Source organism: Corynebacterium capitovis DSM 44611 (genome assembly GCF_030440535.1).
Taxonomy (GTDB): domain Bacteria; phylum Actinomycetota; class Actinomycetes; order Mycobacteriales; family Mycobacteriaceae; genus Corynebacterium; species Corynebacterium capitovis.
This window is the reverse complement of sequence record NZ_CP047117.1, coordinates 1,593,678-1,605,991: the sequence shown is the minus strand read 5'-3', so window position 1 is coordinate 1,605,991 and position 12,314 is coordinate 1,593,678. Positions and strand designations below refer to the sequence as shown.

Below are 12,314 nucleotides of genomic sequence, written 5' to 3'. Positions count from 1 at the left end.
CGGACAAGCGAACATCTGTGCCTGTCGTGTGCTTTCTGTAGCCACGCGCCGGCCACGCTGGCCGCCGTTACTCGGACCATCTGAATTCACACCGGAAAGGTATCCCGTGATTCGCAACTTTAAGCGCACCGCTGTCGCCCTCGGCATCGTGGCTGTTTCCTCCGCCACCCTGGCCGCCTGCGGCGGGTCGGAGGACGGCTCCTCCTCGTCCAGCTCCTCCGCGTCCAAGAGCACCGGTTCCTCCAGCAGCGCCAGCTCCTCCGAGCTGACCGGCCAGACCGGCCAGCTGGTCGCCGAAGGCGCAACCTCCCAGCAGAACGCGATGGACTACTTCGCCTCCCGGTACTCCGAGGAGGTTCCGGGTGCCAACCTGGCCTACAACGCCACCGGTTCGGGCAACGGCGTTAAGAACTTCATTGCCAACCAGGCTGCGTTCGCTGGTTCCGACTCTGCGCTGAAGGACGAAGAGGCCACCCAGGCTGCCGCTCGCTGCGGTGGCAACGAGGCATGGAACCTCCCCTTCGTGATCGGTCCGGTCGCCATCGCCTACAACCTCGACGGTGTGGACAACCTGAACCTGACCGTGGACAACGTGGTCGAGATCTTCCAGGGCAAGATCAAGAAGTGGAATGATCCGGCCATCGCCGCCGCCAACCCGGGCGTGAGCCTGCCGGACGAGGACATCTCCGTGATCTACCGCTCGGACGAGTCCGGCACCTCCGATAACTTCCAGAAGTTCCTCGCCGCCGCCTCCGACGGCAAGTGGGAGGGCTCCGGCAAGGCGTTCCCCAGCGCTGTCGGTGCGGGCGCCAACGGTTCCACCGGTGTCTCTGAGCAGGTCAACTCCACCCCGGGCGCCATCACCTACGTCGAGGCGGGCTTCGCCGAGCACAAGGCGAAGATCGACTTCGGCAACGGCCCGGTCGAGCTCAACGCCGACACTGTCGGTAACGCCATCAACGGCATGACCTTCAAGACCGAGGGCCACAACATGGTCGTCGACTCCGCGGCTCTCTTCGCCAACGACGCCGCTAACACCTACCCGCTGGTGCTGACCACTTACGAAATTGTCTGCTCCAAGGGCTACGACGAGACCACCCGCAACATGGTGAAGGACTTCCTCACAGTGGCTCTGGACTCCCAGGACAGCGAGCTCGAGGACGCGGGCTTTATCCCCGTGACCGGTGCACACGCCGATCGCCTGCGTGAAGCTATTAAGGCGATTAGCTAAGTGAATTCCCGTTCCGCGTAGCGCGGAATCGATTGCCCCCCGAATAGCTGCTGCATTGGGGGGCAATCCCATGTACTGGTGAGTTCCGGTGGGCTCCATCGTTCACCAGCAGTAATGGCGGGCATCGCCCCCGCTTCCGTCCACGTCACCAAAAGGACTAGTGAACATGGCTCATAACCAAACGCCGGGCGCCGAAGGGGCCCATCGGGCCCCGCATGACGTGTCCTCCCCCAATCCGATTGAGACCGGTGCGTCCACCGGAACTCCCGTGCTCACCCCGACGCTGCCCCACGGGGACCAGCCCGGAACAGCCGGTTCGGCATCCGGGGCAACGGGGGTCAAGCGCCCTGGGGACCGCGTCTTCGAGTTTTTTTCCACCGCCTCCGCGACGCTCATCACCGTTCTCATTGCGGCAATCGGCCTGTTCCTTTTGATTCAGGCCACTCCTCCCCTCGTGCGCAATGACGGCGGGATTCTCGGCTTCTTCACGTACACGGGCCAGTGGCAGACCGCGAACCTCGAGGCGATGAAGTTCGGCATCCCGAACCTCTTCTTCGTGACGTTGACGGTCTCCCTCATCGCGCTTCTCCTCGCAATGCCGGTTGCCCTCGGCATTGCACTTTTCCTCTCCAACTACGCGCCGAAGCAGCTCGTCCGCCCGCTGGGTACTCTCGTCGACCTGCTCGCGGCAGTCCCGTCGATCGTTTACGGGCTCTGGGGCGCGCAGATCCTCGGCCCGTTCCTGGGCAAGTTCTATGAGTGGGTGAATTCGTGGGGCAACGGTTTCTTCCTGTTCGCCCACTACCAAAACTCCCCGTCCTTCGCGACGGGTCGCAACATGCTCACCGGCGGCATCGTCTTGGCCATCATGATCCTGCCCGTCATCGCGGCGACCGCGCGAGAGATCTTCGTGCAAACCCCGGTCGGGCAGATCGAGTCCGCCCTGGCTCTCGGCGCCACGCGCTGGGAAGTGATCCGGATGACGGTGATCCCCTTCGGCCTCTCCGGCTACATCGCCGGTTCCATGCTGGGCCTCGGCCGTGCCCTCGGTGAGACGATGGCGCTGTTCATGGTCATTTCCCCGGCGCCGAATTTCCGTGCCTCGCTTTTCGACGGCGGCTCCACATTTGCGACCGCCATCGCGAACGCCTCCGCGGAGTTCAACAACCCGACCAGCGCGGGTGCCTATATCGCCGCGGGCCTCGTGCTGTTCATCCTGACCTTTATCGTCAACTCGATCGCCCGGGCGATCGTCAACAAGAAGTAGGGGAGGAGCGCACATTATGAGTACCGCAGTTCCCAACGGCGACGCCACGACCACGACCGCTTCATCAGCCTCGTCCGCCGTGGACCGGCCCGCCGAAACGGGTGACAACAGCCCGTTCACCCATATCTCCAGCAGCCGCAAGACAACCAACTCGGTTATGGGGGTCTTGATGTGGGTGTGCATGCTGATCGCCCTCATCCCGCTGCTCTGGCTTCTCTTCACCGTTATCGGGCGGGGTTGGAGCGCCGTCCTGGATCCGAACTGGTGGACCTCCGACATGGTCGGCGTCCGCGCGCGCGGAGAGGGCGGCGGCGCGGCTCACGCCATTGCCGGCACCCTGATGCAAACCCTCGTCGCATCCCTCATCTCCATCCCGATCGGAATTTTCACCGCCATTTACCTGGTGGAATACTCCAACGGCAACCGCCTCGGCAAGGTCACCACCTTCATGGTGGACATCTTGTCCGGTGTTCCCTCCATTGTTGCCGCGCTGTTCATCTACGCGCTGTGGATCACCATCTTGGGTCAGCAGCGTTCGGGTTTTGCCGTATCCCTCGCGCTCATCTTGCTCATGGTTCCCATCGTGGTGCGCAACACCGAGGAGATGCTGCGCGTCGTGCCGATGGACCTGCGTGAAGCCTCCTACGCACTGGGTGTGCCCAAGTGGAAGACGATCGCTCGTATCGTCTTGCCCACGGCCCTTTCGGGTATCGTCACGGGCGTCATGCTCGCGGTCGCACGCGTGATGGGCGAGTCGGCGCCGGTGCTGATCCTGGTCGGTTCCACCCCGGCCCTGAATTGGCTGAGTATGTTCGGCCAGCCGCAGTCCTCCCTGCCCCTGTTCATGCTGGACATGTGGAAGACCGGAGCCTCCGGCCCGGCCCTCGACCGCCTATGGGGAGCCGCGCTGACCCTGGTCATTCTGGTCATCACTCTGAACCTGCTGGCGCGCCTCGTCGCTTCGCGGTTCTCCGTGAAGAAGTAAAACGACACCGCCCACCCCCGCTCAAACGTCAGAGGAGTACAACCGATGTCCAAGCTCGAACTTAACGACGTCAATATCTACTACGGCGACTTCCACGCCGTGCAGAACGTCAACATGAAAATCCCGGCGCAGGCCGTGACGGCCTTTATCGGCCCGTCCGGTTGCGGTAAGTCGACCGTGCTGCGCACCCTCAACCGCATGCACGAGGTCATCCCCAACGCGACCGTCAAGGGCGAAATTCTTCTCGACGGGCACGACATCTACGGCCCGAAGGTCGACCCCGTGTCTGTCCGCAACACCATTGGCATGGTGTTCCAGAAGGCGAACCCGTTCCCGACCATGTCCATCGAGGACAACGTCGTCGCGGGCCTGGCCCTGTCCGGTGAGCGCGACAGGAAGAAACTCAAGGAAGTGGCGGAAGAATCCCTCCGTGGCGCAAACCTCTGGGAGGAAGTCAAGGACCGCCTAGACAAGCCGGGCGGCGGTCTGTCGGGCGGCCAGCAGCAGCGTCTGTGCATCGCTCGTGCTATTGCGGTGCGCCCCGAAGTGCTGCTCATGGACGAGCCCTGCTCGGCGCTGGACCCGATTTCGACGCTCGCCGTTGAGGATCTCATTCACGAGCTGAAAAACCAGTACACCATCGTGATCGTGACCCATAACATGCAGCAGGCGGCGCGCGTGTCCGACAAGACCGCGTTCTTCTCCCTGGAGGCCACGGGCAAGCCGGGCCACCTCGTCGAGTTCAATGACACGACGACCATCTTCGAGAACCCCGAAAAGAAGGAAACCGAGGACTACATCGCTGGCCGCTTCGGTTAAACCGGGGCCAACGACCTAAGAGGAGCGCCCCCTCGAAATCTACGACTATCCTCTACGCCCTGCCAATCATTGCTGTTGTCATCGTCGTACTCGGGCTCGTCCTGGATATCGACGCGCTGTGGTGGCTGCCCCTGCTCGTGCTCGTCGCCGTCTTCGGCGGCGGTGCCGTCGTGAACGCGCGAAACAAAGAGAAAGGTCGCAGCTAGACCCCCGGCGCAGCCGGGGCTTCTCTTAGTTGCCGGCGAAACGACGCTCGATCGCGGCGATCCTCTCATCGAGCTCGAAGGCATCACCCGCTCGCTGTTTTTCCAGGTACGCATCGGGCTTGAGCCCGGTGATGAGGAACACCGTGCGGGCGGCGACGTTGACGCAGTGGTCCGCGTAGCGCTCGTAATAGCGGCACAGCAGCGCGAGATCGACCGCCTCGCGGGCACTGTGGGGCCATTCTTGGCGCGTGAGGACGTTGAGAAGATAGTTCTTGATGGCGTCCACGTCATCGTCATCGTCGCGCAGCCGAATTGCCACCTCGGCGTCCGGGGTCGTGAGGAGCTCGTGCGTCTTGCTGCCCATTTCGTCCGCGAGACGGGCGAGTTCGCGCACGAGGTTAACTAGGGGTTCGGGCACGACCGGGGTGGGATGGCGCATCCGGGCGGTGTTGGCGATGTGCATCGCAAGCGCCCCCATACGCTCGAAGTCCTCGACGATGTAGATCGAGGACACGACCTGCCGCAGGTCCGAGGCGACGGGGCTTTCCAACGCAAGGAGCTTCATGCTTCGGTCCTCGCACCGCTGGCGGGTCTCCTCCAGCTCGTCGGCGCTGGAGAGCGCCTCCTCGGCCTTTTCGAGGGACTGGTTGAGCAGCGCGTAGGATGCCTTCGCCATCACCGCGCGGAGCGTGTCGCACATGTTCAGCAGATCCTGTGAGAACGCCTCGAGGTGTTCGCGGTATACGGCACGCACTGGGCGGATCTTACCGTCTTCAATCATGGGGTTCTCCTCCGTCTGCGCCGTTGGGGCGCGACCCGCGGCGTGTCAGCCGCCGTTGCTGTCTATTTCCGCTCCCACTGGAACGGTGTCGTCTTCGGGGTCGTCGAGCCACCCATCGGGCAGCGCCACTTTGGCCGACGAGCCTTGTCGCCCCCGGGCGTCATCGGCGTGCTCGGCGCGGGAATGTAACGCAAAGAGGGGCTCGAGTAGCGCGTGGAGTTGAGACAGGGTCTCCACCCGCGCAAGATCGCGGCGCAACTCGCCACCAACGGGGAACCCGCGCAGGTACCAGCCGGTGTGTTTGCGCAGGTCCCGACACGCGTGCTTTTCGCCGTCGTGAAGCGATAGGAGCTCAGCGTGACGGTAAAGAACGCGGGCGACATCTCCGAGGGTGGGTTCGGCTGGGACGTCCTCCCCGCGCAGCTTGGCGCCGATCTGGGCGAAGAGCCACGGCCGTCCGAGACACCCGCGTCCTACCTCGACACCGTGGCAACCGGTTTGCTCCATCATCGCAGAGGCGTCCGAGGCGGCGAAGATGTCGCCGTTGCCAATTACTGGGATATCGGTGCCGTCCATGTGGTCGACAAGGCGGGAGATTTCATCCCACCGCGCGCTGCCAGAATACCGCTGGTCCGCTGTGCGGGAGTGAAGGGCGACGGCTGCTGCGCCCTCGTTGGCGGCGATGCGGCCGGCGTCGAGGTGGGTGTGGTGTTCGTCGTCAATCCCCACCCTGAACTTGACCGTGATGGGTACTCCGGAGCCCTCTGCGGCGCGAACGGCCGCGGACACGATGTTGGCGTACAGGCGGCGCTTGTACGGGATGGCGGAGCCGCCACCGCGGCGGGTCACTTTGGGCACCGGGCAACCGAAGTTCATGTCAACGTGGTCGGCGATGTCTTCCTCGACGATCATGCGGACTGCCTCGTAGGTGTACTTCGGGTCGACCGTGTACAACTGCATCGAGCGGGGCTTTTCGACGTCAGCGAACGCCGTCATATGCAGGGTCTTCTCGTTGCGTTCGACGAGGGCGCGCGCGGTAATCATCTCGCACACGTAAAGACCCGAACTCGTTCCCGTGAGCTGTTGTTCAATCTCGCGGCACAACACGCGAAACGGCATGTTTGTGACCCCTGCCATGGGCGCGAGGACGACGGGGGAGTCGAGTTCGAACTCCCCGATCCGCAGAGCGGACGGCGTCGCAGTTGAATGAGCAAGTGTCGCAGTCATAGCCCTTGTTAGTTTACGCCCACGGACAGCAGATTCACGTGTCGTGACGTGGTCGGCCAGCAGGGGTGGGGTGGGGAGGCGCGGCTTACGGCATTACCGTGTGTGCCTGCAGCGTTGCGTATCCGGGGGTAGCACCGGGCGGGGTAGTGGAAATATGCGTATGGCTGTTGTAGGTAAATCGGAATAAGCTGAAACTGTTATCCCCTACCTAAGGAGTGATTCTGTCCATGACTGATCGCATCGCCAACGACTCGTTGCGCGGACGTGTAATGACGGCCGAAGAGGCTGCCCAGTTCATTGCCCACGGAGACAAGGTCGGCATTTCCGGCTTCACCGGAGCCGGTTACCCCAAGGCGATGCCCGCGGCGATCGCTGAAAAGGCCAAGGAAGCCCACGGGAGAGGTGAGGACTTCAGCATCGACCTCTTCACGGGGGCGTCGACGGCGCCCGAGTGTGACGGGGTTTTGGCCGAAGCCAACGCCCTGCGCTATCGCATGCCCTACCAGTCGGACCCGCAGATGCGGAACAAGATCAACGCCGGTGAGCTCAAGTTCCAGGACATCCACCTATCCCACTCGGGAATGATGGTGGAGGAAGGCTTCTTCGGGCAGCTCGATGTTGCCATCGTCGAGGCCGTGCGGATCACCGAGGAAGGCAACATCGTCCCGTCCTCCTCCGTGGGCAACTCCGTGGAGTTCCTCAACGCGGCCCAGCGGATCATTATCGAGGTCAACGAGTGGCAGTCCGCCGAGCTCGAGGGGATGCACGACATTTGGACGGTTCCGCCGCTGCCGAATCGCGTGCCCATCCCCATTACGAAGGCCGGGGACCGGATCGGCACGACCTACGTCGAGATTGACCCGGAAAAGGTCGTCGCAGTGGTCTTGACGAATGACCCCGATCGCAACGCCCCCTTCAAGGCCCTCGACGCAGTGTCTGAGCAGATCGCGGGGAACTTCCTCGACTTCCTCGAGACGGAGGTGAAGTTCGGCCGCCTTACCTACGACGGCTACGTTATGCAGTCCGGTGTGGGCAACGTTCCTAACGCCGTGATGGCCGGGCTGATGGACTCCAAGTTCGAGAACATTCAGGCGTACACGGAGGTTATCCAGGATGGGATGGTCAATCTTATCGACGCGGGCAAGATGACCGTGGCCTCTGCCACCTCGTTCTCCCTCTCGCCTGAATACGCGGAGAAGATGAACAACGAGGCGTCGCGCTACCGCAACTCGATCATCCTGCGCCCGCAGTCCATCTCCAACCACCCCGAGGTGATTCGCCGCACGGGCCTGATCGCCTCCAACGGAATGATTGAGGCGGACATCTACGGCAATGCGAACTCCACCCACATCAACGGCACCCGCCTGATGAACGCCCTGGGCGGGTCCGGCGACTTCACCCGCAACGCCTACATCTCCTCCTTCATTTCCCCGTCGGTGGCCAAGGACGGGGCGATCTCCGCGATCGTCCCCTTCGTCTCCCACGTCGACCACACCGAGCACGACGCGATGGTCTTTGTCACGGAGTACGGTGTCGCCGACCTGCGCGGCCTGGCGCCGCGAGAACGCGTGCAGAAGATGATCTCCATCGCCCACCCGACCTTCCGCCCCCTCCTCGAGGAATACGTCGAGCAGGCCTCGAAGTCCAAGTACCAGGCCACCCCGCACGATCTGCGCCACGCCTTCGACTTCCACCTGCGGATGGACGAGACGGGGACGATGCAAAAGGAGAGCTAGCCACCGGCGAGCCTCCCCGCACCCGATTTTTGGCGCGGGGAGCCCACCCGTTAGGATGGGCTCCACGGGCCTTTAGCTCAGTTGGTAGAGCTACGGACTTTTAATCCGCAGGTCCCGGGTTCGAGCCCCGGAGGGCCCACATTGCACCCCTGTTCGCGATTGCAGCGAGTAGGGGTTTTTGTTTTGCAGCATGCGCCTTTCCAGATCCCGGGGAGGGTTGCTGTGTTGCCCCTGTACTGCAGGTTTGTCCGCTCTGGGAACGCTGGTTTATGATTACCGGGCTGCCTGAGAACGCACGTTCTCGGATGAGCGGGCCCCCATCGTCTAGTGGCCTAGGACTCCGCCCTTTCACGGCGGCAACACGGGTTCGAATCCCGTTGGGGGTACGCGAGCTAAGCGCTCTGCACTATGAATATGGCCCTGTGGCGCAGTTGGTTAGCGCGCCGCCCTGTCACGGCGGAGGTCGCGGGTTCAAGTCCCGTCAGGGTCGCTTCACGGCGGCACACAACCCCGCGCAGGTGGAACGACGGTTCTGCCCGCGCGGGGTTGTTTCGTTTTCCCGCAGCCGTGCGGGAGGCGCTTTCTTGCACTGAAACACCCCGCCGGCCCATTCGGACAAAACGGCGCTCTAGCTGGCGATTTGTGCCCGCATTACAAGTCTGTGTACATTAACTATTCGTGCCGCACGGCACACCGACTAAGTAAATATGGCCCTGTGGCGCAGTTGGTTAGCGCGCCGCCCTGTCACGGCGGAGGTCGCGGGTTCAAGTCCCGTCAGGGTCGCGGAATCGCCTCGTAGCGGTTCTGGCCAGATAGCTCAGTCGGTAGAGCACACGCCTGAAAAGTGTGGGGTCGCCAGTTCGATCCTGGCTCTGGCCACACCGTCAACCCCCTTCACTCCGGTGGAGGGGGTTGAGTGTTACCGCGGTAGGGTAGGACATCGACCGACCGTCGACGAAGGAGTCTAGTGATGGCAGAGCAGCCAGAGTTCGATCTGAGGGACAACCCCGACGAGAGCCGCTACGAGCTACGCGTAGGCGGCGAGGTTGCTGGTTTCGCGTCGTACAAAGACCACGAGGGGGTGCGCGTGATGCCGCACACCGTCGTGTACCCCAAGTACCGTGGACAGGGCCTGTCGAAGCCGCTGATCGCCTTCGCTCTTGACGACGTCTCCTCCCGCGGCCTCCGAGTTACGCCCGCCTGCTCGGCTGTGGAGCGCTTCATCGAGCAAAACCCGGACTACCAGAGCCTCGTCTCGGCCGATTAGATGACGTAGCTTCCGGGGTCGAAGTACTTGTCGGGGTCGACGAGCTTGTTCACCTCATCGTTCTTGCGTTCCCGCACCTTCGCGGGGATACCCACCGCGATGGAGTTGGGGGGCACGCTCTTCGTCACGACGGCGTTGGCCCCGATGGCGGAATTCGCCCCGATCTCGACCGGGCCGAGCACCTTGGCCCCGGCGCCGATCGTGACGTTGTCGTGGATCGTGGGGTGCCGCTTGGTCTGGGTGAGGACCTGCCCGCCCAGGGTGACGCCGTGGTAGAGCATCACGCCGTCGCCGATCTCGGCGGTTTCTCCGATGACAATGCCCATCCCGTGGTCGATAAAGAAGCGCCGGCCAATCCTCGCTCCCGGGTGGATCTCGATGCCGGTGAAAAAGCGATTGAGCTGCGCGAGAACGCGGGCCGGAGCTTTCCAGCCGCGGTTCCACATACGGTGGCATAGGCGGTGCACCCAGATGGCATGAAGACCCGAGTACACAACTGCGTTTTCGAGGTCGCCCCGCGCGGCGGGGTCGTGGTTCCTGGCGTTGTGGAGATCCTCGCGGACCATGTGAATTGCGTTGCGTACCTCCGCCATCATGCCCGCAGAGTCTAGCAGCGGGTAGCACGCGGGCCGGGCAAAATATTCAGCCCCCCGCGGCCGGCGGTGAACCGGGGCCGCGGGGGGCATCGACAAGCGAAGAGTTCTTAGTCGCGGATGTCTTCGTAGAGGATTGTGGAGATATAGCGTTCGCCGAAGTCGCAGGCGATGAAGACGATCGTCTTGCCCTCGTTCTCGGGACGCGCGGCAAGCTCCAGAGCGGCCTTCAGGTTTGCGCCGGTGGAAATGCCGGCGAGGACGCCCTCCTCGCGGGCAAGGGCACGAGAGGTCGAGACGGCGTCCTCGTTGGAGACGGTGATAATCTCGTCGACAATCTCGCGGTTGAGGGTGCCGGGGACGAAGTTCGCGCCGAGGCCCTGGATCTTGTGGGGCCCGGCCTCACCCTTCGACAGGAGGGGCGACGCAGACGGCTCAACCGCAACGAGCTGGATGTCGGGGTTTTGCTCCTTGAGGTACTTTCCCGCACCGGAGATCGTTCCACCGGTGCCGACGCCGGCGACGAGGATATCAATGGCGCCGTCGGTGTCGTTCCAGACTTCGGGGCCCGTCGTCTCGTAGTGGATCCGCGGGTTCGCTTCGTTCTCGAACTGCCGGGCGAGGATGGCGTTGGCGTTCGTCGCGACGATCTCGTTGGCCTTCTCCACGGCGCCCTTCATCCCGGCCGCGCCCGGGGTGAGAACGATCTCGGCGCCGAGCGCGCGCAAGACGACGCGGCGCTCGGTGGACATGGTTTCGGGCATGGTCAGGATGACGTGGTATCCCTTAGCCGCACCGGCCAGGGCGAGGGCGATGCCCGTGTTACCTGAGGTGGCCTCGACGATCGTGCCACCCGGCTTAAGCTCGCCGGAGGCCTCCGCCGCCTCGACGATGGCCTTACCAATACGGTCCTTCACGGAGTTGGCCGGGTTGTAGAACTCGAGCTTTGCGACGACGCGCGCCTTGGAATCGGCCGTGACGCGGTGAAGCTCGACAAGCGGGGTCCCGCCGACGAGGTCGAGGACGTTGTGTGCGATGTTCGCCATGTGTACTGCTCCTTCTGTGGTCCGCCCGCGGCCCGGCTCATCCTCCCCGGGCGCGTGGCTAGATGTTGCTGGGTACACCGCGCCATTATACACAGCTGCCTAGACAGAGCGGTATACTTAAAATGTACTGAGCAGTTTGCGCCGGGGATAGGGGGCATGGGCGGCGATTTGGCTACCCCCGATTTCGCGATATGATGACGCTCATTGCATAACGGGCGCGGTTTCACAACCGAGTTCGGGCGACACTAGGTCCCCCCGGGGACACCCGTAGGGGTGGAGGTTCTAAGGAACGATGATGGACGCGCAACGAATGAAGGATGACGACGACGCCATCCGCGCAGCGCTCACGGCTCTCAAGACCGCGACGGGTATCCCGGTGGCCATGTACGCGACCCTCCTGCCGGACAACCGGTTGCAGATCACGCAGTGGATCGGTTTGCGAACCCCCGCGCTGCAAAATCTCATCGTCGAGCCGGGTGCGGGCATGGGCGGCCGGGTCGTCGCCACCCGCCGCGCGGTGGGTATCTCCGACTACACCCGCGCCAACGTCATCTCCCACGAGTACGACCGACACATCCAAGACGAGGGGCTGCACTCCCTCGTGGCGGTACCCGTTATCGTTCAGCGCGAGATACGGGGCGTGCTCTACGTCGGTGTTCATTCGCCGGTGAGGCTAGGGGACAAGGTCATCGAGGAAGTGACGATGACCGCCCGCACCCTAGAGCAGGACCTCGCGGTCAACACCGCTTTACGACGCGCTGAGGCCGGCAAAGGCGCCTTGAAATCGGGCCGCGTGATGAACGGCGCCGAGTGGGAGCAGGTCCGTTCCACTCACTCGAAGCTGCGCATGCTGGCTAATCGAGTTGCCGACGAGGAGCTGCGGCGAGAGCTAGAGGGCTTGTGTGACCAGATGGTCTCCCCCGTGCGGATCAAGCAGTCCACCAAGTTGTCCGCGCGGGAACTCGACGTCTTGTCCTGCGTTGCGCTGGGCCACACCAACGTCGAGGCTGCGGAGGAAATGGGCATCGGTGCGGAGACCGTCAAGTCCTACCTCCGCAGCGTGATGCGCAAACTCGGCGCGCACACCCGCTACGAGGCCGTTAACGCGGCCCGCCGCATCGGCGCGCTGCCCTAAAAGGCTGCACCCGACGGGGGC

The 12,314-nt window shown here is 63.4% G+C and carries 11 protein-coding genes and 5 tRNA genes; 12 read left to right on the top strand and 4 right to left on the bottom strand.

Going from position 1 to position 12,314, the window contains the following annotated elements; all coding sequences use genetic code 11:
* The first annotated feature begins 106 nt into the window (after positions 1–106).
* The 4 genes from pstS to pstB all read left to right on the top strand — a co-directional run bounded on the left by pstS (position 107) and on the right by pstB (position 4,302).
* Positions 107–1,231: a phosphate ABC transporter substrate-binding protein PstS gene (gene pstS / locus CAPI_RS07860; RefSeq protein ID WP_018018096.1), complete on the top strand. Its 1,125-nt coding sequence runs from the start codon at positions 107–109 to the stop codon at positions 1,229–1,231.
* A 166-nt stretch (positions 1,232–1,397) separates the two neighbouring features.
* Positions 1,398–2,498 (top strand): phosphate ABC transporter permease subunit PstC, encoded by a 1,101-nt coding sequence (gene pstC / locus CAPI_RS07855; RefSeq protein ID WP_018018095.1) that lies wholly within the window; start codon positions 1,398–1,400, stop codon positions 2,496–2,498.
* 16 nt (positions 2,499–2,514) lie between these two features.
* Positions 2,515–3,483: a phosphate ABC transporter permease PstA gene (pstA, locus tag CAPI_RS07850; protein ID WP_018018094.1), complete on the top strand. Its 969-nt coding sequence runs from the start codon at positions 2,515–2,517 to the stop codon at positions 3,481–3,483.
* Positions 3,484–3,528: 45 nt separating this feature from the next.
* Positions 3,529–4,302 (top strand): phosphate ABC transporter ATP-binding protein PstB, encoded by a 774-nt coding sequence (gene pstB / locus CAPI_RS07845; protein ID WP_018018093.1) that lies wholly within the window; start codon positions 3,529–3,531, stop codon positions 4,300–4,302.
* Positions 4,303–4,533: 231 nt separating this feature from the next.
* Here pstB and phoU read toward each other — a convergent pair whose 3' ends face one another.
* Positions 4,534–5,289, bottom strand: a complete 756-nt coding sequence (phoU, locus tag CAPI_RS07840) for a phosphate signaling complex protein PhoU (RefSeq protein ID WP_018018092.1) — start codon at positions 5,287–5,289, stop codon at positions 4,534–4,536.
* 45 nt (positions 5,290–5,334) lie between these two features.
* Positions 5,335–6,516, bottom strand: a complete 1,182-nt coding sequence (gene dusB, locus CAPI_RS07835; protein ID WP_018018091.1) for a tRNA dihydrouridine synthase DusB — start codon at positions 6,514–6,516, stop codon at positions 5,335–5,337.
* Between the two features lie 227 nt (positions 6,517–6,743).
* Between dusB and scpC the strand changes: the two genes are divergently transcribed.
* The 7 genes from scpC to CAPI_RS07800 all read left to right on the top strand — a co-directional run bounded on the left by scpC (position 6,744) and on the right by CAPI_RS07800 (position 9,519).
* Positions 6,744–8,252 (top strand): succinyl-CoA:acetate CoA-transferase ScpC, encoded by a 1,509-nt coding sequence (scpC, locus tag CAPI_RS07830; RefSeq protein ID WP_018018090.1) that lies wholly within the window; start codon positions 6,744–6,746, stop codon positions 8,250–8,252.
* Positions 8,253–8,318: 66 nt separating this feature from the next.
* Positions 8,319–8,391, top strand: a tRNA-Lys gene (locus tag CAPI_RS07825).
* 174 nt (positions 8,392–8,565) lie between these two features.
* Positions 8,566–8,638, top strand: a tRNA-Glu gene (locus CAPI_RS07820).
* A 30-nt stretch (positions 8,639–8,668) separates the two neighbouring features.
* Positions 8,669–8,742 (top strand) — tRNA-Asp (locus tag CAPI_RS07815).
* Positions 8,743–8,961: 219 nt separating this feature from the next.
* Positions 8,962–9,035 (top strand) — tRNA-Asp (locus CAPI_RS07810).
* 23 nt (positions 9,036–9,058) lie between these two features.
* Positions 9,059–9,131, top strand: a tRNA-Phe gene (locus tag CAPI_RS07805).
* A gap of 91 nt (positions 9,132–9,222) precedes the next feature.
* Positions 9,223–9,519: a GNAT family N-acetyltransferase gene (locus CAPI_RS07800; RefSeq protein ID WP_018018089.1), complete on the top strand. Its 297-nt coding sequence runs from the start codon at positions 9,223–9,225 to the stop codon at positions 9,517–9,519.
* Here the strand turns inward: CAPI_RS07800 and epsC are convergent.
* Together epsC and cysK are read right to left on the bottom strand one after the other, a co-directional pair.
* The gene (epsC, locus tag CAPI_RS07795; protein ID WP_018018088.1) at positions 9,516–10,085 is read right to left on the bottom strand and encodes a serine O-acetyltransferase EpsC; all 570 of its coding nucleotides are present in this window, start codon (positions 10,083–10,085) and stop codon (positions 9,516–9,518) included. The two genes, CAPI_RS07800 and epsC, sit on opposite strands and share 4 nt — an antisense overlap.
* A 137-nt stretch (positions 10,086–10,222) precedes the next feature.
* The gene (gene cysK / locus CAPI_RS07790) at positions 10,223–11,158 is read right to left on the bottom strand and encodes a cysteine synthase A (RefSeq protein WP_018018087.1); all 936 of its coding nucleotides are present in this window, start codon (positions 11,156–11,158) and stop codon (positions 10,223–10,225) included.
* A 295-nt stretch (positions 11,159–11,453) separates the two neighbouring features.
* On the opposite strand from cysK, the gene ramA reads away from it, so the two are divergent.
* On the top strand, positions 11,454–12,293 hold the full coding sequence (gene ramA / locus CAPI_RS07785) for an acetate metabolism transcriptional regulator RamA (protein ID WP_018018086.1): 840 nt from the start codon (positions 11,454–11,456) through the stop codon (positions 12,291–12,293).
* Positions 12,294–12,314: the final 21 nt, after the last annotated feature.

What these genes read in the sequence shown, in the direction of transcription:
- pstC (WP_018018095.1), top strand. Translation starts at nt 1,398, where the DNA reads ATGGCTCATAACCAAACGCCGGGCGCCGAAGGGGCCCATCGGGCCCCG.
- pstA (WP_018018094.1), top strand. Translation starts at nt 2,515, where the DNA reads ATGAGTACCGCAGTTCCCAACGGCGACGCCACGACCACGACCGCTTCA.
- pstB (WP_018018093.1), top strand. Translation starts at nt 3,529, where the DNA reads ATGTCCAAGCTCGAACTTAACGACGTCAATATCTACTACGGCGACTTC.
- phoU (WP_018018092.1), bottom strand. Translation starts at nt 5,289, where the DNA reads ATGATTGAAGACGGTAAGATCCGCCCAGTGCGTGCCGTATACCGCGAA.
- dusB (WP_018018091.1), bottom strand. Translation starts at nt 6,516, where the DNA reads ATGACTGCGACACTTGCTCATTCAACTGCGACGCCGTCCGCTCTGCGG.
- scpC (WP_018018090.1), top strand. Translation starts at nt 6,744, where the DNA reads ATGACTGATCGCATCGCCAACGACTCGTTGCGCGGACGTGTAATGACG.
- CAPI_RS07800 (WP_018018089.1), top strand. Translation starts at nt 9,223, where the DNA reads ATGGCAGAGCAGCCAGAGTTCGATCTGAGGGACAACCCCGACGAGAGC.
- epsC (WP_018018088.1), bottom strand. Translation starts at nt 10,085, where the DNA reads ATGGTCCGCGAGGATCTCCACAACGCCAGGAACCACGACCCCGCCGCG.
- cysK (WP_018018087.1), bottom strand. Translation starts at nt 11,158, where the DNA reads ATGGCGAACATCGCACACAACGTCCTCGACCTCGTCGGCGGGACCCCG.
- ramA (WP_018018086.1), top strand. Translation starts at nt 11,454, where the DNA reads ATGGACGCGCAACGAATGAAGGATGACGACGACGCCATCCGCGCAGCG.